The following is a 24,545-nucleotide window of genomic DNA, read 5'->3' on the forward strand; positions in this document are numbered from 1 at the left end:
CTGAGTGGTGGATCGAGGCAGACGGGATATTTATTTCCGGCGCTTGACCTGTAAACTCGCGAGCTTGGCTCTGTGCTGTTGCGGCGCGCAGTATCGCATAAGTGGGCGCTTTGTTCGCCAGCTCTTTCTCTAATAGGCAAAAACTCTTTCAATGAATTTGCTCAAGTCGTTGGCTGCCGTCAGCTCAATCACCATGATTTCCAGGGTTCTGGGCTTCATTCGCGACACCATTATTGCGCGTGCCTTCGGTGCCGGAATGGCCACGGATGCGTTCTTTATTGCCTTCAAACTGCCCAATCTGCTGCGCAGGATCTTCGCCGAGGGGGCTTTCTCCCAGGCATTTGTGCCCATTCTGGCCGAATACAAGAGCCAGCAAGGTGAGGAGGCGACCCGTACTTTCGTTGCTTATGTCGCCGGGCTTTTGACCCTGGTGCTGGCCATTGTCACCGTGCTGGGCATGGTGGCGGCCCCCTGGGTTATCTGGGCAACGGCTCCAGGGTTCGCCACGACTCCGGAAAAATTCGAGCTGACCAGCGACATGCTGCGGGTCACTTTCCCTTATATATTGCTGATCTCGCTGTCATCCCTGGCCGGGGCGATCCTCAATACCTGGAACCGTTTTGCCGTACCTGCCTTTGTGCCGACCTTGCTGAACGTCAGCATGATTGTGTTTGCATTGTTCCTTACGCCGTATTTCGATCCTCCGGTCATGGCCCTGGGCTGGGCCGTGCTGGTGGGGGGGCTGGCGCAGTTGCTGTTCCAGCTGCCGCATCTGAAAAAAATCGGCATGCTGGTATTGCCGCGCCTCAATCTGCGCGATACCGGTGTGTGGCGCGTGATGAAGCAGATGTTGCCGGCCATTCTGGGTGTGTCGGTCAGTCAGATTTCGCTGATCATCAATACGATTTTTGCTTCTTTCCTTGTCGCCGGTTCGGTGTCATGGATGTACTACGCGGACCGCCTGATGGAGTTGCCGTCGGGGGTTCTAGGGGTGGCGCTGGGCACGATCCTGCTGCCAACCCTGTCCAAGACCTACGCCAATAAAGACCGCCAGGAATATTCGCGGATTCTCGACTGGGGCCTGCGCCTGTGTTTTGTGCTGGTGCTGCCATGCTCGCTGGCGCTGGCCATTTTGTCCGAGCCGCTGACGGTTTCACTGTTTCAGTACGGCCAGTTCACGGCGCTGGATGCGGCCATGACCCAGCGAGCATTGATCGCTTATTCGCTGGGGCTGCTGGGGATCATCATTATCAAGGTGCTGGCCCCAGGCTTTTATGCACAGCAAAATATTCGCACCCCGGTCAAGATTGCGGTATTCACCCTGGTAGTGACGCAGTTGCTTAACCTGGTGTTTATTGTGCCGTTGCAGCATGCGGGCCTGGCACTGGCCATCAGCGTGGGCGCCTGTATCAATGCCGGGTTGCTGTTCTGGCAGCTGCGTCGGCAAAAACTGTTTGTCGCCCAGCCAGGCTGGACCAAATACCTGTTCAAGCTGGTGCTGGCCGTAGCCGTGATGTCCGCGGTATTGCTGGGCTTGATGCAGGTGATGCCGGCCTGGGATCACGGCAATATGCTGGAGCGTTTTATTCGCCTGGGCGGCTTGGTTGTCGCGGGCGTGCTGGCGTATTTCGGCATGCTGCTGTTGCTGGGCCTGCGTTTGAAAGATTTCGCGCGCAAGTCACTTATGTAAGCTAATGACGGGTCAGACGTCGATTTTGTCGAAATGACCTGATTTGCCTTGCGCTGTTGCCTGTCGTACTGGGCTGGGTGTGGTTATAATCGACCACTTTATGAGCAAGAAGCGCGTTATGCAGCTGGTTCTAGGCCTTCACAATTTGCGGCCCCAGCATCGGGGCTGTGTCGCCACTATTGGCAACTTTGACGGTGTACACCGTGGTCACCAGGCAATCCTGGGCCGGCTGCGTGAGCGTGCGCTGGAGTTGGGCGTGCCCAGCTGCGTGGTGATTTTCGAGCCGCAGCCGCGCGAGTTCTTTGCCCCGGACACGGCGCCGGCACGTCTGGCCCGGTTGCGCGACAAGCTGCAACTGCTGGCTGACGCCGGTGTCGACCGGGTGCTGTGCCTGGCGTTCAATCAACGCCTGTGCAAGCTCAGCGCCGCCGAATTCGTCGATACCATCCTGGTCGACGGCCTGGGTGTGCAGCACCTGGAGGTCGGTGACGACTTCCGTTTTGGCTGCGACCGCGTCGGCGACTTTGATTTCTTGCAACAGGCCGGGCAGATGCAGGGCTTTACCGTCGAGGCGGCGCAAACCGTCGAGCTTGACGGTGTACGCATCAGCAGCACGAAGGTGCGTGATGCCCTGGCTGGCGGCGATTTCGCCCTTGCAGAGCGCTTGCTGGGGCGTCCTTTTCAAATCGCTGGGCGGGTATTGCACGGGCAAAAACTGGCGCGCCAACTGGGCACGCCGACCGCCAATATCCAGCTCAAGCGTCGTCGTGTGCCGTTGACCGGGGTGTACCTGGCCAGCGTCGAGATCGATGGCAAGACCTGGCCCGGCGTCGCCAATATCGGCGTGCGGCCAACCGTAGCAGGGGATGGCAGCGCCCATCTTGAAGTACATCTGTTGGATTTCGCCGGCGATCTGTATGGTCGGCGTTTGAACGTGGCATTCCACCACAAGCTGCGTGATGAGCAGCGTTTCGCCTCCCTGGAGGCGCTCAAGACGGCGATCAATGCGGACGTCGCCGCCGCCCGAGCCTATTGGCTGGGTCAACCGCTTAAAAAGAGCCTGAAATGACCGACTACAAAGCCACGCTAAACCTCCCGGACACCGCCTTCCCAATGAAGGCCGGCCTGCCACAGCGCGAACCGCAAATTTTGCAGCGCTGGGACAGCATTGGCCTGTACGGGAAGTTGCGCGAGATTGGCAAGGATCGTCCGAAGTTCGTACTTCACGACGGTCCTCCGTATGCCAACGGCACTATCCATATCGGTCATGCGCTGAACAAGATCCTGAAAGACATGATCATCCGCTCCAAGACCCTGTCGGGTTTTGACGCGCCGTATGTGCCGGGCTGGGATTGCCACGGTTTGCCGATCGAGCACAAGGTTGAAGTGACTCACGGTAAAAACCTGCCTGCGGACAAGACCCGCGAGCTGTGCCGTGCCTACGCCACCGAGCAGATCGAGGGCCAGAAGTCCGAGTTCATCCGTCTGGGTGTGCTGGGTGACTTTGCCAACCCGTACAAAACCATGGACTTCAAAAACGAAGCCGGCGAAATCCGTGCCCTGGCCGAAATCGTCAAGGGCGGTTTCGTGTTCAAGGGTCTCAAGCCGGTGAACTGGTGCTTCGATTGCGGTTCGGCCCTGGCCGAAGCTGAAGTTGAATACCAGGACAAGAAATCCGCGGCCATCGACGTTGCCTTCCCGGTTGCCGACGAGGCCAAACTGGCCGAGGCCTTTGGCCTGGCAGCCCTGAGCAAGCCGACCGCAATCGTGATCTGGACCACCACCCCGTGGACCATTCCGGCCAACCAGGCACTTAACGTCCACCCGGAATTCACCTACGCGCTGGTCGATGTGGGTGACAAACTGCTGGTCCTGGCTGAAGAGCTGGTCGAGTCGTGCCTGGCGCGCTACAACCTGCAAGGTTCGGTGATCGCCACCACCACCGGTTCGGCGCTGGAGCTGATCAACTTCCGTCACCCGTTCTACGACCGCCTGTCGCCGGTTTACCTGGCCGAGTACGTTGAACTGGGCGCCGGCACCGGCGTGGTTCACTCCGCCCCGGCCTACGGCGTAGACGACTTCGTGACCTGCAAAGCCTATGGCATGGTCAACGACGACATCATCAACCCGGTGCAAAGCAATGGCGTGTATGTGCCATCGCTGGAGTTCTTCGGTGGCCAGTTCATCTGGAAGGCCAACCAGAACATCATCGACAAGTTGATCGAAGTCGGCTCGTTGATGTTCACCGAAACCATCAGCCACAGCTACATGCACTGCTGGCGCCACAAGACCCCGCTGATCTACCGCGCTACCGCGCAGTGGTTCATCGGCATGGACAAGCAGCCGACCACAGGCGATACCCTGCGCGCCCGTGCGCTGCAGGCTATCGAAGATACCCAGTTCGTACCGGCCTGGGGCCAGGCCCGCCTGCACTCGATGATCGCCAACCGTCCGGACTGGTGCATCTCGCGTCAACGCAACTGGGGTGTGCCGATCCCGTTTTTCCTGCACAAGGAAAGCGGCGAACTGCACCCGCGCACCGTCGAAATGATGGAAGAAGTGGCCAAGCGCGTTGAGCTTGAAGGTATCGAGGCCTGGTTCAAGCTGGACGCCGCCGAACTGCTGGGCGACGAAGCGCCGCTGTACGACAAGATCAGCGACACCCTGGACGTATGGTTCGATTCGGGCACCACGCACTGGCATGTACTGCGCGGCTCGCACCCTATGGGTCACGAGACCGGCCCGCGTGCCGACCTGTACCTGGAAGGCTCCGACCAGCACCGTGGCTGGTTCCACTCCTCGCTGCTGACCGGTTGCGCCATCGACAACCACGCGCCGTACCGCGAGCTGCTGACCCACGGTTTCACCGTGGACGAGGCTGGTCGCAAGATGTCCAAGTCGTTGGGCAACGTGATTGCACCGCAAAAGGTCAACGACACCCTGGGCGCTGACATCATGCGTCTGTGGGTTGCCTCGACTGACTACTCGGGTGAAATCGCGGTTTCCGACCAGATCCTGCAGCGTAGCGCAGATGCCTACCGGCGTATCCGCAACACCGCACGCTTCCTGCTGTCGAACCTGACCGGCTTCAACCCGGCCACCGACATCCTGCCTGCCGAAGAAATGCTGGCACTGGACCGTTGGGCGGTGGATCGCGCGTTGTTGCTGCAGCGCGAGCTGGAGCTGCATTACGGCGAATACCGCTTCTGGAACGTGTACTCCAAGGTGCACAACTTCTGCGTGCAGGAGCTGGGCGGCTTCTACCTGGATATCATCAAGGACCGTCAGTACACCACTGGTGCTGACAGCAAGGCCCGTCGTTCGTGCCAGACCGCGCTGTTCCACATCTCCGAGGCGCTGGTGCGCTGGATCGCACCGATCCTGGCATTCACTGCCGACGAGCTGTGGCAATACCTGCCGGGCGATCGCAACGAATCGGTCATGCTCAACACCTGGTATGAAGGTCTGAGCGAGCTGCCGGAAGGCACCGAACTGGATCGCGCCTACTGGGAGCGGATCATGGCGGTCAAGGTTGCGGTCAACAAGGAGATGGAAAACCTGCGTGCAGCCAAGGCCATTGGCGGCAACTTGCAGGCGGAAGTCACCCTGTTCGCCGAAGATGCCCTGGCAGCGGACCTGGCCAAGCTGAGCAACGAACTGCGCTTCGTGCTGATCACCTCCACCGCCAGCGTTGCACCCCTGGTGCAGGCTCCAGCGGATGCCGTGGTGACCGAAGTCGCCGGCCTCAAGCTCAAGGTGGTCAAGTCGGCCCACGCCAAGTGCGCCCGTTGCTGGCACTGCCGTGAAGACGTCGGTGTGAACCCGGAGCACCCGGAAATCTGCGGTCGTTGCGTCGACAACATCAGCGGCGCCGGTGAGGTACGTCACTATGCCTAATACCAGCACTACCGGGCGCTTCGGGCGCCTGGGCTGGCTCTGGTTGACGGTGCTGGTCCTGGTCATTGACCTGACCAGCAAGGTCTACTTCGACAACGCGCTGCAGATGTACCAGCAGATCGTGGTGATCCCGGACCTGTTCAGCTGGACCCTGGCCTACAACACCGGCGCGGCTTTCAGCTTCCTGGCCGACAGTGCTGGCTGGCAGCGCTGGCTGTTTGCATTGATCGCGGTGGTGGTCAGTGCCGTGCTGGTGGTCTGGCTCAAGCGTCTGGGGCGCAATGACACCTGGTTGGCCATTGCCCTTGCCCTGATCCTGGGCGGCGCGCTGGGTAACTTGTATGACCGTATTGTTTACGGCCATGTGGTCGATTTCATTCTGGTGCATTGGCAAAATCGCTGGTACTTCCCTGCGTTCAACTTCGCCGACAGTGCGATTTGCGTAGGTGCCGTGATGCTGGCGCTGGATATGTTCAAAAGTAAAAAGTCCGAGGAAACCGCTCATGACTGAGCAGCGTATTGGTCAGAACACGCAGGTCACGCTGCATTTTGCTTTGCGTCTGGAAAATGGCGACACCGTCGACAGCACCTTCGACAAGTCCCCGGCCACCTTCAAGGTCGGTGATGGCAGCTTGCTGCCAGGGTTTGAAACGGCGTTGTTCGGTTTCAAGGCGGGTGACAAGCGCACACTGGAGATTCTTCCGGAAAACGCCTTTGGCCAGCCAAACCCGCAAAATGTGCAGATCATTCCGCGTTCGCAGTTCAAGGACATGGAGTTGTCGCAAGGCTTGCTGGTGATCTTCAACGACGCGGCCAACACCGAGCTTCCGGGTGTGGTCAAAGAGTTTGATGACGAGCAGGTCACCATTGATTTCAACCACCCGCTGGCAGGCAAGACCCTGACCTTCGACGTGGAAATCAAAGACGTTCAAGCGCTGTAATTCAGTGCCCGGCTGTGGCCGGGCCTGATTGGCATTATTTTTCTGCGCGTCCCACGAGGCCCAGCATGCATATCAAACTCGCCAACCCCCGTGGCTTCTGCGCCGGGGTGGACCGTGCGATTGAAATCGTCAATCGCGCTCTGGAAGTATTCGGTCCGCCTATCTATGTTCGCCACGAAGTGGTGCACAACAAATTTGTCGTTGAAGACTTGCGCTCCCGCGGCGCAATCTTTGTCGAAGAACTGGATCAGGTGCCGGACGACGTCATCGTCATCTTCAGTGCCCATGGCGTTTCCCAGGCTGTGCGTACAGAGGCTGCGGGTCGCGGTCTTAAAGTTTTTGATGCGACCTGCCCGCTGGTCACCAAGGTGCATATCGAAGTGGCGCGCTACAGCCGTGACGGCCGTGAGTGCATCCTGATTGGCCATGCCGGTCACCCGGAAGTTGAAGGCACTATGGGCCAGTACGACGCCAGCAATGGCGGCGCGATCTACCTGGTCGAAGATGAAAAGGACGTCGCCAACCTGCAGGTCAAAGACCCCGAAAAACTGGCCTTTGTAACCCAGACGACCTTGTCGATGGACGACACCAGCCGAGTGATCGACGCCCTGCGTTCGCGCTTCCCGGCCATTGGCGGGCCGCGCAAGGATGATATCTGCTACGCCACGCAAAACCGTCAGGACGCGGTCAAGCAACTGGCCGACGAGTGCGATGTGGTGTTGGTGGTGGGCAGCCCGAACAGCTCCAATTCCAATCGCCTGCGTGAACTGGCTGAGCGCATGCAGACCCCCGCCTACCTGATCGACGGTGCCGAAGACCTGCAAAAAAGCTGGTTCGACGGTGTGAAGAGCATTGGTATCACAGCAGGTGCTTCGGCCCCTGAGGTGCTGGTGCGTGGCGTGATCCAGCAATTGCATGCATGGGGTGCAACCGGTGCCGATGAGCTGGCCGGCCGTGAAGAGAATGTTACGTTCTCCATGCCCAAAGAGTTGCGCGTTCGCGCCATCACCTAAGCGTGCCTGCATAACGCCTGTGCAGTTTTATCGCTGCGCAGGCTAATGCGCCCGCTCTTTGCCAGCACAACTTGATAGTGGCTCTGTGCAGTCCTTGCCTGACAAACATGCAGTGTGCCTGCTTGAAAAGCGCCCCCAATCAGCTGGGGTTCGCCCAGCGGATTAAACCGCACATACTGTTTAACCGGTGCATTGCCCGCAATGGGTATGCGTCCACCGCCCTGTGACTCGACCAGCACCGGGTTGCTCTTGTCCAGGTGGCCTTGCCCGCTCACGTCCAGAATCGTCCGCCAGCCTCGGCTCCAGTTATTTTCGCGTGGATAAACCACTACATATTGCTGGCGCAGCAGTGCTTGGGCGCGGGCGTTGCGCAGGCTGCTGGCCAGTTGTTCGGCAGCGACCTGGCGCTGTTGATGCTCGATAAGGGTGTTATAGGCCGGGCTGGCAAATCGGGCCGTAATCGCCACGATCATCAGCGTCAGCAGCAGCTGGGTCAAACTCATGCCACGTTGATGCACCTTGTCCTCCCTGGACCTTGCAGGTGTGTTTTCTCGGTATAGCTGAGCCTGGCGCTGCAGGTTTCAGGCAATGGTTTCATCATGTTTTCTGACTCTTAATTGCTCACGAAGTCAGGTGAAAAATCGGTTTGGCTTGCTTGGCTTCGTCCTACCTTGCAGCGCCGTGGAGGAGGCTAGGCTTTTATCTGGGCGGCACAGGGCGTGCCGTCGACTTTTCTGATATGGACGATTCGGATGCCTCGATTAGATAAAAGCCGGCAACGCGGGATGAGCTTGATCGAAGTGCTTATCGCGCTGTTGATTCTGTTTATCAGCCTGTTGGGCTCTGCCGGTATGCAACTCAGTGCTTTGAAGCACACGGCCAGCGCGCTGATAACTACCCAGGACAGTTTTATTGCCTACAGCCGGCAGGAGCAGGTCCGCGCGCAGACGGGTTCATCATGAGCAGCCCGCGTTCAGGTTTTGGCCTGATTGAACTGATGGTGGCCCTGGCCCTGGGGATGCTGGTGGTACTGGGCATGACGCAGTTGTTTGCAAGCAGTCGCGAGGCTTATCTGGGCCAGCAGTCATCGGCCATGCTGCAAGAGGATGCGCGCTATGTGCTGAGCAAACTGGCTCGGGAGATTCGCATGGCGGGCATGTTGGGCTGTCTGTCGGCCGATCATATTGTTGATGCGCCTGCGGCGTTCAAGACCCCGGTTTCCTGGCAAGGGGGGGTATTGCGCATGATCAGTTCGAGCGCAGGCCTTCAGTCTGCCAAACCGGACTGGACAGTGGTTTCGGACTGTACAACCGTCGCCAGGGCCTACCCCGGGGCAAGGTTGAGCTTGGCGCCGGGTGAAACAGCGTTCCCCCTGCGTGAGTTGTTTTATCGTTTTGAGCAGGGGCAGTTGAAGGTCGGGCCCAATAAAACGGTGCTGCTCGACAACGTGGCGGCATTTGACGTGAGCTTTGGCGTGGTTGATTCGGCAAGTGCGCACTCTGCGCTGCGTTATGAGCGTCACTTGGTCGAGGGGGCCCGACTGCGCAGCATCCGTATCGGCCTGACATTGCGCGACCGCACGGGGCGGGCCAAAGACCAGGCCTATCAACTGGAAGTCGCTTTGCGTAACCGGCTGGCTTAGGGGGTGCCTATGCCTGTGTCATTCAAGTGTCAGCGCGGCATGGCACTGCTGATCAGCCTGGTAGGCATGGTACTGCTCGGCCTGATCGGGATGGCGGCGATGGTCAGTGCGACGCAACAGGAAAAAATGGCAGCTGGCGTTCAGCACGCCAACCACTCATTTGAGGCGGCGGAAGCGGCGCTTGGAAGTGGCGAAGCGTGGCTTCACAGCGCATGGGCCAGGCTTTTGCCCTGCGCTTCGCCAGCAAGCTGCAACCCGCCCCTGGAAGCCCGCACCCAGACCGTGGCGGGCATTGATCCGGTATCCAGTGTGCTTTGGGTCAGTGTTGCGGATGGGTTATATGGCGTCCAGAACCTTGGCCCAAGCATTACCCCGGCCCATTTGCCGGCGACCACCACGACGGGTTTGTATCGAGTGACCGGCATTGGCTGGCATGGGCAATCACGCACGGTGCTGGAAAGTATCTATGCGCGTTATCAGGGGTCGGATAACACTTCGCAAGCGAGTGTTGCCCCGGTTTTTCAACGGGTCATGTGGCGGCAGCTGCAATAGGAAGCACCCAATGTATCGACCTGCAGCAGGTTTTACCCTGATCGAACTGATGATCGTTGTGGTGATCATCGGTATCCTTGGTGCATTCGTTTATCCGCTGTACGGCGATTATGTAAAGCGGGCCTATCGCTCTCAAATCATCGTCCTGATGATGGAGCAAGCCCAAAGTCTTGAGCGCTTTTACACCAGGAACGCGGTATACAGCGGTGTGAAAGGCCTCAGTTCAGGTAATCAGCACTACCACATAAGTGCAGAGCTTGCCGATCACGGCTACCGGCTGGAGGCGACTCCCAGGCAAGGTTCGGCAATGGCTGGGGATCCGTGCGGGAGTTTTACGCTGGCCCACACCGGTATGGCAGCAATAACCCAGGCCGCCCCTGGCCTGACACTGCAGCAGTGTTGGGGGCGCTAACGATTGATTTTGAATGACGGGCTGGATTAACAGATGGCTAGGCAGCAACGGGTGGTGATTGTCGGGGGCGGGGTTATTGGCCTGCTGACTGCGTTTAATCTGGCTGCGGATGTAGAGCAGGTGATTGTGCTGGAACGTGGTGGGGCAGGGCAGGAGTCCTCCTGGGCGGGCGGAGGTATTGTTTCGCCGCTTTATCCGTGGCGCTACAACCGTGCCGTTACGGCACTGGCGCATTGGTCGCAGGACTTTTACCCGCAATTGGCCAAGCGTTTGTTTGCCTCGACAGGGATTGATCCTGAAGTACACACCACCGGGCTGTACTGGCTGGATCTGGACGATGAGGCCCAGGCGCTGGAGTGGGCCGGGCGCGAAGGGCGACCACTGGCTGCGGTCGATATGTCGGCGGTTCATGATGCGGTGCCCGTCCTGGGCAGCGGCTATGCGCACGCAATTTATATGGCCAATGTGGCCAATGTGCGTAACCCGCGGCTGGTCAAATCACTGAAGGCTGCGTTGCAGGCCATGCCGAATGTCACTGTGCATGAACAGTGCGAGGTGCTCGGGTTTGTGCGCGAGGGCGACAGGGTGTGCGGGGTCAATACGGCCCGGGGTGAGATTCGCGGTGATGAGGTGGTGTTGTCGGCGGGTGCCTGGAGCGGCGAATTGTTGAGCGGGCTGGGGCTGGAGTTGCCTGTGGAACCGGTCAAGGGCCAGATGATCCTGTACAAGTGCGCGGCTGACTTTTTGTCGTGCATGGTGTTGGCAAAAGGGCGTTATGCCATTCCGCGTCGCGACGGTCATATCCTGATCGGCAGCACGCTGGAGCATGAAGGCTTTGATAAAACCCCGACCCTCACGGCCCTTGAGAGCCTCAAGGCTTCGGCAGTCGAATTGATCCCGGCCTTGGCCGATGCGCAAGTGGTTGGGCACTGGGCCGGGCTACGGCCGGGCTCTCCCGAGGGCATTCCGTATATTGGCCGGGTAGCGGGCTTTGACGGCTTGTGGCTTAACTGCGGGCATTACCGCAACGGGCTGGTGCTGGCGCCGGCGTCCTGCCAGTTGTTCGCAGACTTGCTGCTGGGGCGTGAGCCGATTATCGACCCGACGCCTTATGCGCCAGCGGGGCGGGTCTGATCATTGGTAAACAAAAAATCCATGTAGATACTCTGTTGCAGGTCAAACCCAGCCAAAAGCCCCTCACCCTAGCCCTCTCCCGGAGGGAGAGGGGACTGACCGCACGTGGCCTCAAAATCTCCACAGATCAGCTCCCTCTCCCTCCGGGAGAGGGTTGGGGTGAGGGGCTTTCAGCCATCACTTTTTCCCCAACTGGTAGCTGCCTCGTTCCTTCGGTAACTGCTACGAAGATCTCGTGTAGTTGCGAATTGGGCTTAACCCCTTGGCTTTGGCCCTTGCTCCAGATGCTGTTGGGTGCAATACCACTCCTGCCGCTGGCTCAGGGCGCGGTCACGGGGTAGGTGTACGCCACAGTGGGCGCAGCGCACCATTGGCTGAGCGCCCGGGTCGACCGGCTTTTTACTCTCGGCCATGCCGGCCTTGTATTTGCGCCACAGCCAAACACCCGCAGCAATCAGCGCAGCCCAGATCAGTAAACGAAGCATGGTTATTCGCTATTCGAGAAAAGATGCACCAGTTTAGCCAAGGACCTGGCAGGCGCACAGCGGCAAATCAAACATAAAAAAAGAGCCCCGCAGGGCTCTTTTTTCAGGCGCTGAACAATCAGTCGAACAGGCCCAGGGTCATGTAGCTGAACCACGAACGGCTTTTGCCTGGTGCCTCTGGCTCTTCGATGATGTTGCCATCGGCATCTTTTGGCTTCAGTTCGGCCGGGATTGCATCCTTGGCATCCTGATACTGCTTCTGGATGTCCATGTTTGCACGGGTTTCACCCGGTGGCAGCGGTGTGCTGGATTCGATCAGGCCCAGGGTGGCCTTGCTCAGCCACGAGCGGTTATCCGAGTCGGAAACCTGTGGCACAAACTGGCCGTCTACCAGGCTCGGGTGGTCCGGGTAGTTGGTTTTGAGCACTTCAAGGCTGGTGCTGGCCAGCTGGTCGAGGTGCATGCGCTGGTAAGCCTCGACCATCACCGCCAGGCCGTCGCCGACCGAAGGGGTTTCCTGGAAGTTTTCGACCACATAACGACCACGGTTGGCGGCGGCTACATAAGCCTGACGGGTCAGGTAGTAATCGGCTACGTGGATCTCATACGCGGCCAGCAAGTTGCGCAGATAAATCATGCGCTGCTTGGCGTCGGGTGCGTAGCGGCTGTTGGGGAAGCGGCTGGTGAGCTGGGCGAACTCGTTGTAGGAGTCGCGTGCAGCGCCCGGGTCACGCTTGGTCATGTCCAGCGGCAGGAAGCGCGCCAGCAGGCCCACGTCCTGGTCAAACGAAGTCAGGCCCTTGAGGTAATAGGCGTAATCAACGTTGGGATGCTGTGGATGCAGACGGATAAACCGTTCGGCAGCCGACTTGGCCGCTTCGGGCTCGGAGTTCTTGTAGTAGGCATAAATCAGTTCAAGCTGGGCCTGGTCGGCGTAGCGCCCGAACGGGTAGCGTGACTCCAGGGCCTTGAGTTTGGCGGTAGCACTGGTATAGCTGTGGTTGTCCAGGTCGGCCTGTGCCTGCTGGTACAGCTCCACTTCGCTGAGGTTTTCGTCAACGACTTCTTTAGTCGACGAGCAAGCGGCGGTCAGTGCGAGGATGGCGATCAGCAGCAGGTGTCTCACTTGCATGGCGGCTTGCGTCCCTATGACGGCCGCTGTCTTGGGCGGGTCCGTCCTGTTATGATGAGTGCCCCGTGAAAAGCCTCGGGGCAAAAGACGCCGTATTTAACCACAAGCGCGCAGCCGAAACCAAAGGCTTGGCGCGGTCCTGATGAGCATGTCCGAGAAAATTCAACTTCGCGAAGAGGTGCCGTCCGAACTGGGTGGCCAACGCCTCGATCAAGTCGCCGCACAATTATTCGCTGAGCACTCGCGCTCGCGCCTTTCCGCCTGGATCAAAGACGGCCGCCTGACTGTGGACGGAGCCGTCATACGCCCCCGTGACATCGTGCACGGCGGTGCCATCCTGGAGCTGACTGCAGAGCAGGAAGCCCAGGGTGAGTGGATCGCTGAAGACATCCCCCTGGACATCGTCTACGAAGACGATGACATCCTGGTCATCAACAAGCCTGCGGGCCTGGTGGTGCACCCGGCTGCAGGGCATGCCAGCGGTACTTTGCTCAATGCCTTGCTGCACCACGTACCGGACATTATCAATGTGCCGCGTGCGGGGATCGTGCATCGCCTGGACAAGGACACCACCGGTCTGATGGTGGTCGCCAAGACCATCCAGGCGCAGACGCAACTGGTTACACAGTTGCAGAGCCGCAGTGTCAGCCGTATCTATGAGTGCATCGTTATCGGTGTCGTCACCGCCGGGGGCAAGATCGACGCGCCCATCGGCCGTCACGGCCAGCAGCGCCAGCGCATGGCGGTTATGGAAGGCGGCAAGCAGGCGGTGAGTCATTACCGTGTGCTTGAGCGTTTCCGTTCCCACACCCATGTGCGGGTCAAGCTGGAAACCGGGCGCACGCACCAGATTCGTGTGCATATGTCTCACATCAACTTCCCGTTGGTCGGAGACCCTGCCTACGGCGGTCGCTTCCGTATTCCGCCGTCTGCCAGTGTGACGATGGTCGAGTCCCTGAAAAACTTCCCGCGTCAGGCGCTCCATGCCCGTTTCCTTGAGCTGGATCATCCGACGACCGGTAAGCGCATGAGCTGGGAATCGCCTCTGCCAGACGACTTTGTCTGGTTGTTGACGTTGCTCAAGCAAGACCGTGAGGCATTTATCGGGTGAATACCTTCCTGATTCCTGACTGGCCTGCGCCGGCAGGCATCAGGGCCTGTGTGACCACCCGTGCGGGCGGCGTCAGTGTGGCGCCGTTCGACAGCTTCAACCTGGGCGACCATGTGGGCGACGATCCAGTTGCCGTTGCACACAATCGCCAACGCCTTACCCATATTTTTGACGTACAGCCCGCCTGGCTTAGTCAGGTTCACGGGGTTGTGGTCGCACCTGCCAATCCGCAGCTGATAGTCGAAGCTGACGCCAGCTGGACTGCAACACCTGGAATTGCCTGCACGGCAATGACGGCGGATTGCTTGCCTGCGCTGTTTTGCGACCGTGCCGGTACCCGTGTTGCAGCCGCCCATGCCGGCTGGCGCGGGCTGGCGGCAGGCGTGCTTGAAGCCGCAGCGCAAAGCCTCAATGTAGAGCCCCGGGAGATTCTTGTGTGGCTTGGCCCGGCGATTGGCCCCAAGGCGTTTGAGGTCGGGGGCGAGGTGCGGGAGGTTTTTATCAAAGATCTGCCCCAGGCTGAAGCCGCCTTTGTGCCCAGCATCAATGCCGGGCGTTATATGGCTGATATCTATGAGCTGGCGCGTCTGCGTCTGGCCCGTTTCGGTATCACGGCTGTGTACGGTGGCGGTTTTTGTACCGTGACCGACCCGCGTTTCTTCTCCTATCGGCGCAGCCCCAATACTGGCCGTTTCGCATCACTGGTCTGGATCGAAAGACCGTCCAGCTGATCCAGGTCATTCGACCAACGCTTGAAACTCTCGTAATCGCCCGCATCTACTATGGTATCTGGCAGGTTTCTTCATTCAGGAGTTTCCATCCCTCCGGCCTGCTCATAAGGAAGGTGACGAATGCGTATAGATAGATTAACCAGCAAGTTGCAATTGGCGTTGTCCGATGCCCAGTCATTGGCCGTTGGCCTCGATCATCCGGCGATCGAGCCCGCGCACTTGATGCAGGCATTGCTGGAACAGCAGGGCGGTTCAATCAAGCCGCTGCTGATGCAAGTCGGTTTCGATGTAAACAGCCTGCGTAAAGAGCTGACCAAAGAGCTGGATCAACTGCCAAAAATCCAGAATCCTACTGGCGACGTGAATATGTCGCAGGATCTGGCGCGTCTGTTGAACCAGGCAGACCGCCTGGCGCAGCAAAAGGGCGATCAGTACATCACCAGCGAAGTGGTATTGCTGGCCGCGATGGACGACAACAGCAAACTGGGCAAGTTGTTGCTGGGCCAGGGTGTGAGCAAGAAAGCCCTGGAAAACGCCATCAATAACCTGCGTGGCGGCGAAGCGGTCAATGACCCCAACGTTGAAGAGTCGCGCCAGGCGCTGGACAAGTACACCATTGACCTGACCAAGCGCGCCGAAGAAGGCAAGCTCGACCCGGTTATCGGTCGTGACGATGAAATTCGTCGCACCATCCAGGTCCTGCAGCGCCGTACCAAAAACAACCCGGTACTGATCGGTGAGCCTGGCGTGGGTAAAACCGCGATTGCCGAAGGTCTGGCACAGCGGATCATCAACGGCGAAGTGCCTGACGGCCTTAAAGGCAAACGCCTGCTGTCCCTGGACATCGGTGCGTTGATTGCCGGTGCCAAGTTCCGCGGTGAATTTGAAGAGCGTCTGAAAGCGGTGCTCAACGAGCTGTCGAAACAGGAAGGCCAGGTCATCCTGTTTATCGACGAATTGCACGTCATGGTCGGCGCCGGTAAAGGCGAGGGCGCAATGGATGCGGGCAATATGCTCAAGCCTGCATTGGCTCGCGGTGAGTTGCACTGCGTGGGTGCGACCACGCTCAATGAGTACCGCCAATACATCGAGAAGGACGCCGCACTTGAGCGTCGCTTCCAGAAAGTACTGGTGGACGAGCCGAGCGAAGAAGACACCATCGCGATCCTGCGTGGCCTCAAAGAGCGTTATGAGGTTCACCACAAGGTGGCGATTACCGACGGCGCGATCATTGCCGCGGTCAAGCTCAGCCATCGTTACATCACTGACCGGCAATTGCCTGACAAGGCGATTGACCTGATGGATGAAGCGGCCAGCCGCATCCGCATGGAGATCGACTCCAAGCCTGAGGTGCTGGACCGTCTTGAGCGTCGCTTGATTCAACTCAAAGTTGAAGCTCAGGCGCTGAAGAAAGAAGAAGACGAGGCAGCGAAAAAGCGCCTCGAGAAATTGCAGGAAGAAATCGAGCGTCACGAGCGTGAATACTCGGACCTGGAAGAAATCTGGACCTCGGAAAAAGCCGAAGTGCAGGGGTCTGCCCAGATCCAGCAGAAAATCGAGCAGGCGCGCCAGGAGCTTGAAGTGGCCCGCCGCAGCGGTAACCTCAACCGCATGGCCGAGTTGCAGTACGGGATCATCCCTGATCTGGAACGCAGCCTGCAGATGGTCGACGAGCACAGCGAAAAAACTGAGAACCAGTTGTTGCGCAGCAAGGTGACCGAAGAGGAAATCGCTGAAGTGGTATCGAAGTGGACGGGTATTCCGGTCTCCAAGATGCTCGAAGGCGAACGCGACAAGCTGATGAAAATGGAAAGCCTGTTGCATGAGCGCGTGATCGGTCAGGACGAGGCGGTTGTGGCGGTGTCCAACGCCGTGCGCCGTTCCCGTGCCGGCCTGAGTGATCCGAACCGGCCAAGCGGCTCGTTCATGTTCCTCGGCCCGACCGGTGTGGGTAAAACCGAGCTGTGCAAGGCGCTGGCCGAGTTCCTCTTTGATACTGAAGAGGCGATGGTGCGGATCGATATGTCCGAGTTCATGGAGAAACATTCCGTGGCTCGACTGATTGGTGCGCCACCAGGCTATGTGGGTTACGAGGAAGGCGGTTACCTGACCGAAGCGGTACGGCGCAAGCCTTACTCGGTGATCCTGCTGGATGAGGTCGAGAAGGCTCACCCGGACGTGTTCAACGTGTTGCTGCAAGTGCTGGAAGACGGTCGCCTGACTGACAGCCATGGTCGCACCGTAGACTTCCGCAACACGGTGATCGTGATGACCTCCAACCTGGGTTCTGCACAGATCCAGGAGCTGGTGGGCGATCGCGAAGCGCAACGTGCAGCGGTGATGGATGCGGTCAGCACGCACTTCCGTCCGGAGTTTGTGAACCGGATCGACGAAGTGGTGATCTTCGAGCCTCTGGCCCGTGATCAGATTGCCGGCATCGCCGAGATCCAGTTGGGTCGTCTGCGCAGCCGTCTGGCGGAGCGTGACCTCAGCCTTGAGCTGAACCAGGATGCTCTGGACAAGCTGATTGCGGTGGGTTACGACCCGGTTTATGGCGCACGCCCTCTGAAACGGGCGATCCAGCGCTGGATCGAAAACCCGCTGGCGCAACTGATTCTGTCCGGTCAGTTCTTGCCAGGCACCACCGTGACAGCCAGCGTGAAGGACGACGAAATCGTCTTCGCATAAGGTTTGAAGGCGGTGTTTTAAGAGAGGCCTCGCTTTGCGAGGCCTTTTTTTTCTAGGGTGTTGATCTGTAAGGAAAACGCTTGTAATATGCGCCCCGCAGCAAGCAACCCGGAACGGCAACTTGGCCCAAACCGAGACGCCCGCTAGAAGAGCTAAGTAATTGTCTTCTAACGAAAAATAAGGGTTGACAAGGCTTCTAAAGCTTGTAGAATAGCCGACCTCAGAGACGCCAACGCAGCGATGCGTAGAACTCGAAGAGTGTTGCAAAGCAGTAAGGCAACAACGTTACAAATTGAAATATGTAGTTCCGCGATAGCTCAGTTGGTAGAGCAAATGACTGTTAATCATTGGGTCCCTGGTTCGAGTCCAGGTCGTGGAGCCATTTTCAAACCGGGGTATAGCGCAGTCCGGTAGCGCGCCTGCTTTGGGAGCAGGATGTCAGGAGTTCGAATCCCCTTACCCCGACCATTTTTGGGTCGTTAGCTCAGTTGGTAGAGCAGTTGGCTTTTAACCAATTGGTCGTAGGTTCGAATCCCACACGACCCACCATTTTTGGCTCCAGTTCGCTGGGGTTAGATCTTAAGATCAGAGGCCAAAAGCACTGATCGAAGAAGGCGCCTCTTGAAGGTGCTTTTTTTTACCGGGGTATAGCGCAGTCCGGTAGCGCGCCTGCTTTGGGAGCAGGATGTCAGGAGTTCGAATCCCCTTACCCCGACCATTTTCTGCCCGGCAGTAATGGGTGTAGAAAATAAGGCGCTGATGCCAGTCGCATCAGAGGCCATAAAAGAGCGTCCGCAGGGGCGCTTTTTTATTTACGTTTTAATTGAAGTATGTAGTTCCGCGATAGCTCAGTTGGTAGAGCAAATGACTGTTAATCATTGGGTCCCTGGTTCGAGTCCAGGTCGTGGAGCCATTTTCAATGTACTTTTGGGTCGTTAGCTCAGTTGGTAGAGCAGTTGGCTTTTAACCAATTGGTCGTAGGTTCGAATCCCACACGACCCACCATTTTATAAAAAAAGCGTCCATTGGACGCTTTTTTTATGCCTGCAATAAACGTAACCCTGTAGTCGCAGCCTTCGTGCCGCAATAACTACAACCGCGCGTAGCAGCTGCCGAGGAACGAGGCTGCGTCCGGCGGCGGAGCCGTCGCAGAGTCAAACTCTGCGGTGTGCCTGATAAAATCAAATCTCGGCTTTACGACGGCTACGCCGCCGGACGCAGCCTTCGTTCCTCGGCAGCTGCTACTAGGTTATTGCTTCAGCTTGGGTTTGCAGCCTTGTCATCCGCGTCCTGAAGATCCTGCAGCGCGGCCGAATACTGATCCGCTTCTGCCTTGGGCACCATCTGCCATGACGGCTTGCGCAATGCATAGAAGATAAACGGCGGTACACCTGCCACGATCAACCCCAGCAACAAGATCCCCGCATATTCGAAAAACGGCATGCTGCTGAAGCTGTTGGGCGGTATAAAGCCGAAAATCAGTGCTACGCAGGTCGAAAATAACCCCAGATAACACCAGCCGTGCAGGCCCTTGAGCACATAGCCACGTTTTACATTGGGCTGTGTTTTGCGCAACTTCATGGCCGCCATAAACATAAATACGTAAATGATCAGGTACATCAGTGCTGCCATCGCACTGATCATCCAGAAGGCATCAGATACGTTGTCGAGAAAGATGTAAATCGTCGACAGCAAGGTGACGATAATGGCCTGTAAATACAGAATGTTTTTTTGCACGCCTTTTTTGTTCACTTCCTGCATTACCGGAGGCAGCATCCCGGCCTTGCCGACAAACAGCAAGCCGGTAGACGGCCCGGCAGTCCAGGCCAGTACGCCGCCCAGTGCACCGATAATCAGCAAGATGGCCATGATCGGGGTGGCCCACGGCATGTCGAAACCCTGGAAGAACGCCGCGTAAGCCTGGATAACCCCGGCGGTGAGGCTGGTTGAGTCCGCAGGCACCACCAGCGAAATCGCCACCGTGGGCGGGATAAACACCAGCAGGATCATAAAAAAGGCCAACAGAATCGCCCGGGGCATTTCCTTTTGCGGGTTACGCAATTCGCGCGCGTGAATGGCGTTCATTTCGATACCGGCAAACGCCAGGAAGTTACTCACAATCAGGACCAGGCCGGTGATGGCGCCGGTAAATTCCTGCCAGAAGTCCGGGTGCAGGTTGCGCGAGCCGGATTTGACCGTGGAGTGGGTATCGAAAATGGCCGGGATCAGGGCATCCCAGGTCAGTGGCGTTGCCGATTTATGCCCCAGCACCAGCCAGGCCACGCCCAGCAAAACCAGGAGCGCGGCGGGCAATGCAGTGCCCAGCAGCATGAACCAGGACGTCAGTTTCGACAGTGCGGTCAGCCCGTTCAGTGCCACAAATGTCGATAGCCAGTACAAAACAATGATAACTGCCGCAGTAAATACCCCGCTTTTGGCCAGCTCCGGGTTGATCAAATAGGCCATGGTGCTGGCGCCAAACCCGAGCACGATGGGGTACCAGACCACCACTTGCACCCACATGAACCACATGATGAAAAAGCCCGGCCGGTCGCCGTAGGCTTGCCTGACCCAGCCATAAATCCCGCCATTCCAGCCTGTGCCCAGTTCAGAGGCGACCAGGGATACCGGAATGAAAAACAGCAGTGCCGGGATGACATAGAGAAACACCGAACCCAGGCCATAGACGGCCATGCTGGGCAACGAACGAATACTGGCAACAGCGGCAACCATCATGAAGCAGATGGTCAGCCAGGACATGTAGGTTTTAGCTTTGCTGGTGGTAGCCATAATTAGTCCGCCCCCTTACGCGAATTCGTGCAGCAGGCTCAGATTGAGCGTGCGGCTAAGGTATTCGGCAGCCAGTTGACCGCGAACGCTGTTACCGGCCACATCCAGCGGCGGGGCAAAGGCGGCGATGGCGCACACGCCCGGAACCACAGCCAGAATCCCGCCGCCAACCCCGCTTTTACCCGGCAGGCCGACTTTGTAGTACCAGTCCCCCGTGGTGTCATACAGGCCATTCAAGGTCATTTCGGAGAGGATTGGCGCCACGTTCCTGGCCTGCACCGCGCGTTTTCCGGTAATCGGATTGACGCCGCCATTGGCCAGGGTTGCGCCCATGATCACCAGGTCATGGCAGGTGATCGCCACGGAACATTGGCGGGTGTAGACGGCACACACTTCCATCGGGTCGGCGTGCATATAGCCGTAACTCTGCAGCAGCCAGGCAATGCCACGGTTGTGCTGGTTGGTCTTGGCTTCGGATTGATACACCTCGTCGTTGACTGTCAGGCCGCGCCCGGCGAAGAGGTTGTAGGTCGTCTGGATCTGGTCCCAACGGGCTTGCGCCGTGTCGGCCTCAAGCAAGCTGACGGTGGCCATCGCCCCTGCATTGACGAAAGGGTTGAGGGGTCGCCCCTTGTGCAATTCCAGGGCAATCACCGAGTTGAACGGCTCGCCGGTAGGGTCGCAACCGATTTTGCTGCGCAAGGCTTCAGGCCCCACTTCATCGAGCACATGGGCGAGGGTGAATACCTTGGAAATCGACTCGATGGCGAAGGCATATTCGGTATCGCCCACCTCGGCATGGGTGCCGTCGCAGAACATGATGCTGATGCCGAAAAGATGGGATGGCACTGAGGCCAGGTAAGGAATATAGCTGGCATTCTTGCCGTGCTGGTTGCTGGCAAACCGTTGCAGGGCTTGGTCCAGCGCCTGTTTTACCGTGGTGTCGACGGTCGTGGGTCTTTGCTTCATCGTGCTCGCTCCGTGAGTACTTTCAAGATCCGAGACTATAGATCGGAAAATGCACGATGGTCGGAAATCGGACGGCAGACCTCAAATGCTTGTCTATGCTGGCTTGGCCGAAGTTGAGCCAGAGTGACCAGGGCGGGCTCACAGGTTGACCACTACTCAAGGAGAGTTCATATGGCACTGCACCGTATCAAGCGCAACAAGGACGTCGATCCCGTATTTGGTTCTTCTGCGCTGGCTCATGCCGCTGCGATCAAGCTGTTCCCCGAGGCTGAGCAAGCGCCAGGGGAGGTTTATCAACTGGTCCACGATGAGTTGTATCTGGATGGCAACTCCCGGCAGAACCTGGCGACCTTTTGCCAGACCTGGGAAGAGGATGAGGTCCACAAGCTGATGGACCTGTCGATCGACAAGAACATGATCGACAAGGATGAGTACCCCCAGTCTGCGGAATTGGAAAATCGCTGTATTCATATGCTGGCGGACTTATGGCATTCGCCGGCGGCGGCCACCACCATCGGTACTTCCACGGTCGGTTCCAGTGAAGCCTGCATGTTGGGTGGCCTGGCTGCCTTGTGGCGCTGGCGTGCGGTGCGCAAGGCGGCAGGCAAGCCGACCACTGCACCGAATATGGTGTGCGGCCCGGTACAGGTGTGCTGGCACAAGTTTGCCCGTTACTGGGATGTCGAGATTCGTGAAGTGCCAATGTCTGAAGGCCATTGGTTCATGACCCCCGAGGACATGCTGGAGCGGGTCGATGAAAACACCATCGTGGTGGTACCGACCTTTGGCCAGACGTTCACCGGCCTGTATGAAACCGTAAAGCCGTTATCCGATGCCCTGGATGATCTGCAAAAAAGCACCGGGCTGAGCGTTGACCTGCACGTCGACGGCGCAAGTGGCGCGATGTTGGCACCCTTTTGTGCGCCGGACATTCTTTGGGATTTCCGCGTGCCGCGGGTCAAGTCCATCAGTACCTCCGGGCACAAGTTCGGCCTGGCGCCACTGGGCGCGGGCTGGGTAGTGTGGCGCGACGAGAAGGAGCTGCCTGAAGGGCTGGTGTTCCATGTGAATTATCTGGGGGGCGATATGCCGACGTTCGCCCTGAATTTTTCACGCCCGGCCGGGCAGATCATCTCGCAGTACTACAACTTCTTGCGCCTTGGGCGTGAAGGTTATGAGCGTATTCATTCCGCCTGCTACCAGACGGCGCAGTTTCTCGCGGCTGAGCTGGTCAAGGTCGGGCCGTTCGAGATGCTCTATAACGGTGATCCGCAGTTGGGGATTCCGGCGTTGACCTGGCGTCTGAAGCCGGGGGCGAAAACTTCTTACTCGCTATATGACCTGGCAGACCGGTTGCGTACCCGTGGTTGGCTGGTGCCCGCGTACAGCTTGCCGGCAAATGTCGAGAACGTCGTGGTGCAGCGGATTCTGGTGAAGCAGGGTATGTCGATCGACATGGCCAAGTTGTTGCTGGAGGATTTTGTGCGCGCGGTGCAATTCTTTGATGAGCATCAGCCCCACGGCTTTAAAGGCCGTGAAGCCGAGGCGGGGAATCACGCAGGGCGTTAACCCGCCCCGCAATTCTATGGTGCGCTGCAAGCCGCTTTCGTAGCAGTTGCCGAGCTTGCGAGGCTACGTCCGATGGCGAAGCAATCGTAAACACTGAGTGCAGGGTGTGACTGACACTCCATAGTGTTTGATGTTACGACTGCTACGCAGCCGGACGCAGCCTCGCAGGCTCGGCAGCGGCTACAAGCGCCACGGTGTTAGTGCAGTTTCAGGCGCGGCTCGGTGCCGCGTCCGATTCTGCTGCCCAGCATCAGCATCAAGGTGCGGAAGGTGCCATACAGTGCCATCTGGTGCATGCGGTACAGCGAGATGTAGAACATCCGCGCCAACCAGCCTTCCAGCATGACCGTACCCATCAGGCTGCCCATCAAGTTACCCACAGCCGAAAAGCTCGACAGGGAAATCAGCGAGCCATAATCGCGGTAGGTGTAGTCCGGCAGCTGAGTTTTGCCTTCAAGTCGCAATTTCAGCGACTTGGCCAGCAACGACGCCTGCTGGTGAGCGGCCTGGGCGCGAGGTGGCACCAGCTTGTCGGTGCCTGGTTGCGGGCAGGCAGCGCAATCGCCAAAGGCAAAAATATTGTCGTCACGGGTGGTTTGCAGGGTAGGGCGGACCACCAGCTGGTTGATGCGGTTGGTTTCCAGGCCCGCGATGTCCTTGAGAAACCCTGGCGCACGAATCCCCGCAGCCCAAACCTTCAAACTCGCTGGAATCACCTGACCATCTTTGGTGATCAAGCTGTCAGCTGTGACTTCGCTGACGGCGGAGTTGGTCAGCACTGTGACCCCGAGCTTCTCCAGGGTTTTATGCACAGGCCCGCCAATACGGTCCGGCAGGGCAGGCAGTACCCGTGGGCCCGCTTCGATCAGGGTGATATGCATGTTTTCCGGTTTGATCCGGTCCAGGCCGTAGGCTGCCAGTTCGTGGGCGGCATTGTGCAGTTCGGCTGCCAGTTCGACCCCGGTTGCGCCTGCACCGACAATGGCCACGCTGATCTGTTCGAGCGCATCGCTTTGCCCGGCGTGGGCACGCAGGTAATGATTGAGCAATTGCTGGTGAAATTTTTCGGCCTGCTTGCGGGTATCGAGGAACAGGCAGTGTTCGGCCGCGCCTAGGGTGCCGAAGTCATTGGTGGTACTGCCCACCGCAATCACCAGGGTGTCGTAAGCCAGCTCGCGGGCAGGCACCAGTTCCTCGCCGTTTTCGTCGAGGGTTGTCGACAATGAGATCTTTTTCAGTTCGCGATCCAGCCCGCTCATGCGGCCCAGCTGGAATTGAAAGTGATTCCATTTGGCCTGGGCGACGTAGTTGAGCTCGTCTTCCGATGAGTTCAGCGAACCGGCAGCGACTTCATGCAGCAGCGGTTTCCAGATATGGGTCAGGTTGGCATCGACCAGCGTGACGCTGGCCTTGCCGCGCTTGCCCAGAGTCTTGCCCAGGCGGGTCGCCAACTCCAGGCCGCCGGCGCCGCCGCCGACGATAACAATACGATGGGTCATGGGTATCACTCACAAGGCTAGAAAAGAATTCTGTGCCTGAGGGGGCCTGGGCGAGCGCAATGCAGCTCATAGCGCCAGGTAACTCAGGAGGCGGCTCAAAAGGCCCATGCCGATGACCGCGACCACCACGATGGCAAGGAGCAGCCAAGGCCTGAAAGGCCGGCGCTCAACCTGATTTTGTGGCAGTTGAAGGTACTCTTCGACACGCTTCAGATCATCGGGGTTCAGACGGCTGGGCATATTTTTGGCCTCGTCAAATAGACGTTGCAGGGTGTGTAAAAGCTACAGCA

General features: G+C 58.4%; 22 protein-coding genes and 6 tRNA genes. 21 read left to right on the plus strand and 7 right to left on the minus strand.

Translation table 11 applies throughout. The annotated features are described in order from the left end of the window. The first annotated feature begins 151 nt into the window (after nt 1-151). The 6 genes from murJ (at nt 152) to ispH (ending at nt 7,541) form a co-directional block, all read left to right on the plus strand. Nucleotides 152-1,690, plus strand: coding sequence for a murein biosynthesis integral membrane protein MurJ (gene murJ / locus BLU25_RS18710; RefSeq protein ID WP_016779420.1), 1,539 nt, complete (start codon nt 152-154; stop codon nt 1,688-1,690). Nucleotides 1,691-1,808: 118 nt separating this feature from the next. Beyond that, on the plus strand, nt 1,809-2,759 hold the full coding sequence (ribF, locus tag BLU25_RS18715) for a bifunctional riboflavin kinase/FAD synthetase (RefSeq protein WP_016779421.1): 951 nt from the start codon (nt 1,809-1,811) through the stop codon (nt 2,757-2,759). Then, a complete protein-coding gene (gene ileS / locus BLU25_RS18720; protein ID WP_016779422.1) occupies nt 2,756-5,587 on the plus strand; it encodes an isoleucine--tRNA ligase in 2,832 nt (943 codons plus the stop codon). Before ribF ends, ileS begins: the two co-directional genes overlap by 4 nt. Next, nucleotides 5,580-6,098 (plus strand): signal peptidase II, encoded by a 519-nt coding sequence (gene lspA / locus BLU25_RS18725; RefSeq protein WP_016779423.1) that lies wholly within the window; start codon nt 5,580-5,582, stop codon nt 6,096-6,098. Before ileS ends, lspA begins: the two co-directional genes overlap by 8 nt. Beyond that, nucleotides 6,091-6,528: an FKBP-type peptidyl-prolyl cis-trans isomerase gene (gene fkpB / locus BLU25_RS18730; RefSeq protein WP_016779424.1), complete on the plus strand. Its 438-nt coding sequence runs from the start codon at nt 6,091-6,093 to the stop codon at nt 6,526-6,528. Before lspA ends, fkpB begins: the two co-directional genes overlap by 8 nt. Before the next feature lie 65 nt (nt 6,529-6,593). After that, complete coding sequence (gene ispH, locus BLU25_RS18735; protein WP_016779425.1) at nt 6,594-7,541, plus strand: 4-hydroxy-3-methylbut-2-enyl diphosphate reductase; 948 nt, start codon at nt 6,594-6,596, stop codon at nt 7,539-7,541. Here ispH and BLU25_RS18740 read toward each other — a convergent pair. After that, nucleotides 7,538-8,044, minus strand: coding sequence for a GspH/FimT family pseudopilin (locus tag BLU25_RS18740; protein WP_016779426.1), 507 nt, complete (start codon nt 8,042-8,044; stop codon nt 7,538-7,540). The two genes, ispH and BLU25_RS18740, sit on opposite strands and share 4 nt — an antisense overlap. Before the next feature lie 249 nt (nt 8,045-8,293). Between BLU25_RS18740 and pilV the strand changes: the two genes are divergently transcribed. The 5 genes from pilV to thiO are packed head-to-tail and all read left to right on the plus strand — an operon-like array spanning nt 8,294 to nt 11,281. Further along, nucleotides 8,294-8,503 (plus strand): type IV pilus modification protein PilV, encoded by a 210-nt coding sequence (gene pilV / locus BLU25_RS18745; RefSeq protein ID WP_081481015.1) that lies wholly within the window; start codon nt 8,294-8,296, stop codon nt 8,501-8,503. Further along, entirely contained in the window at nt 8,500-9,183 is a 684-nt protein-coding gene (locus BLU25_RS18750; protein WP_016779428.1) for a PilW family protein, read from the plus strand. Before pilV ends, BLU25_RS18750 begins: the two co-directional genes overlap by 4 nt. Nucleotides 9,184-9,192: 9 nt before the next feature. Beyond that, a complete protein-coding gene (locus BLU25_RS18755) occupies nt 9,193-9,735 on the plus strand; it encodes a pilus assembly PilX family protein (RefSeq protein ID WP_016779429.1) in 543 nt (180 codons plus the stop codon). A 10-nt stretch (nt 9,736-9,745) separates the two neighbouring features. Next, nucleotides 9,746-10,147 carry a type IV pilin protein gene (locus BLU25_RS18760; RefSeq protein WP_016779430.1) on the plus strand — a complete coding sequence of 134 codons (402 nt, stop codon included), beginning with the start codon at nt 9,746-9,748 and terminating at the stop codon, nt 10,145-10,147. A 33-nt stretch (nt 10,148-10,180) separates the two neighbouring features. Then, nucleotides 10,181-11,281: a glycine oxidase ThiO gene (gene thiO, locus BLU25_RS18765; RefSeq protein ID WP_016779431.1), complete on the plus strand. Its 1,101-nt coding sequence runs from the start codon at nt 10,181-10,183 to the stop codon at nt 11,279-11,281. Between the two features lie 254 nt (nt 11,282-11,535). On the opposite strand, the gene BLU25_RS18770 is transcribed toward thiO, so the two are convergent. Beyond that, nucleotides 11,536-11,766, minus strand: coding sequence for a PP0621 family protein (locus tag BLU25_RS18770; protein ID WP_016779432.1), 231 nt, complete (start codon nt 11,764-11,766; stop codon nt 11,536-11,538). A gap of 118 nt (nt 11,767-11,884) precedes the next feature. Beyond that, the gene (locus BLU25_RS18775; RefSeq protein ID WP_016779433.1) at nt 11,885-12,898 is read right to left on the minus strand and encodes an outer membrane protein assembly factor BamD; all 1,014 of its coding nucleotides are present in this window, start codon (nt 12,896-12,898) and stop codon (nt 11,885-11,887) included. 148 nt (nt 12,899-13,046) lie between these two features. On the opposite strand from BLU25_RS18775, the gene rluD reads away from it, so the two are divergent. From rluD to BLU25_RS18820, 9 genes are all read left to right on the plus strand, one after another. Further along, entirely contained in the window at nt 13,047-14,009 is a 963-nt protein-coding gene (gene rluD / locus BLU25_RS18780) for a 23S rRNA pseudouridine(1911/1915/1917) synthase RluD (protein ID WP_029611231.1), read from the plus strand. Continuing rightward, nucleotides 14,006-14,740: a peptidoglycan editing factor PgeF gene (gene pgeF, locus BLU25_RS18785; RefSeq protein ID WP_016779435.1), complete on the plus strand. Its 735-nt coding sequence runs from the start codon at nt 14,006-14,008 to the stop codon at nt 14,738-14,740. Before rluD ends, pgeF begins: the two co-directional genes overlap by 4 nt. A gap of 120 nt (nt 14,741-14,860) precedes the next feature. Continuing rightward, nucleotides 14,861-17,428 carry an ATP-dependent chaperone ClpB gene (gene clpB, locus BLU25_RS18790; protein ID WP_016779436.1) on the plus strand — a complete coding sequence of 856 codons (2,568 nt, stop codon included), beginning with the start codon at nt 14,861-14,863 and terminating at the stop codon, nt 17,426-17,428. A gap of 306 nt (nt 17,429-17,734) precedes the next feature. Continuing rightward, nucleotides 17,735-17,810: transfer RNA gene (locus BLU25_RS18795), tRNA-Asn, on the plus strand. A gap of 9 nt (nt 17,811-17,819) precedes the next feature. Next, nucleotides 17,820-17,896, plus strand: a tRNA-Pro gene (locus tag BLU25_RS18800). 5 nt (nt 17,897-17,901) lie between these two features. Continuing rightward, a tRNA-Lys gene (locus tag BLU25_RS18805) sits at nt 17,902-17,977 on the plus strand. 92 nt (nt 17,978-18,069) lie between these two features. Further along, nucleotides 18,070-18,146, plus strand: a tRNA-Pro gene (locus BLU25_RS18810). Nucleotides 18,147-18,265: 119 nt separating this feature from the next. Next, a tRNA-Asn gene (locus BLU25_RS18815) sits at nt 18,266-18,341 on the plus strand. A 16-nt stretch (nt 18,342-18,357) separates the two neighbouring features. After that, nucleotides 18,358-18,433, plus strand: a tRNA-Lys gene (locus tag BLU25_RS18820). Between the two features lie 252 nt (nt 18,434-18,685). Here BLU25_RS18820 and BLU25_RS18825 read toward each other — a convergent pair. Both BLU25_RS18825 and glsA read right to left on the minus strand, forming a co-directional pair. Next, nucleotides 18,686-20,218 carry an amino acid permease gene (locus tag BLU25_RS18825; protein ID WP_083369771.1) on the minus strand — a complete coding sequence of 511 codons (1,533 nt, stop codon included), beginning with the start codon at nt 20,216-20,218 and terminating at the stop codon, nt 18,686-18,688. A 15-nt stretch (nt 20,219-20,233) separates the two neighbouring features. Beyond that, nucleotides 20,234-21,187, minus strand: a complete 954-nt coding sequence (glsA, locus tag BLU25_RS18830; RefSeq protein ID WP_016779438.1) for a glutaminase A — start codon at nt 21,185-21,187, stop codon at nt 20,234-20,236. A 171-nt stretch (nt 21,188-21,358) separates the two neighbouring features. Between glsA and BLU25_RS18835 the strand changes: the two genes are divergently transcribed. Then, nucleotides 21,359-22,756, plus strand: coding sequence for a glutamate decarboxylase (locus BLU25_RS18835; protein WP_016779439.1), 1,398 nt, complete (start codon nt 21,359-21,361; stop codon nt 22,754-22,756). 197 nt (nt 22,757-22,953) lie between these two features. On the opposite strand, the gene BLU25_RS18840 is transcribed toward BLU25_RS18835, so the two are convergent. Further along, nucleotides 22,954-24,255 carry an NAD(P)/FAD-dependent oxidoreductase gene (locus BLU25_RS18840; RefSeq protein ID WP_016779440.1) on the minus strand — a complete coding sequence of 434 codons (1,302 nt, stop codon included), beginning with the start codon at nt 24,253-24,255 and terminating at the stop codon, nt 22,954-22,956. 66 nt (nt 24,256-24,321) lie between these two features. Then, nucleotides 24,322-24,495 (minus strand): DUF3094 family protein, encoded by a 174-nt coding sequence (locus BLU25_RS18845; RefSeq protein WP_016779441.1) that lies wholly within the window; start codon nt 24,493-24,495, stop codon nt 24,322-24,324. Nucleotides 24,496-24,545: the final 50 nt, after the last annotated feature.

Source organism: Pseudomonas fragi, assembly GCF_900105835.1.
Taxonomy (GTDB): Bacteria; Pseudomonadota; Gammaproteobacteria; order Pseudomonadales; family Pseudomonadaceae; genus Aquipseudomonas; species Aquipseudomonas fragi.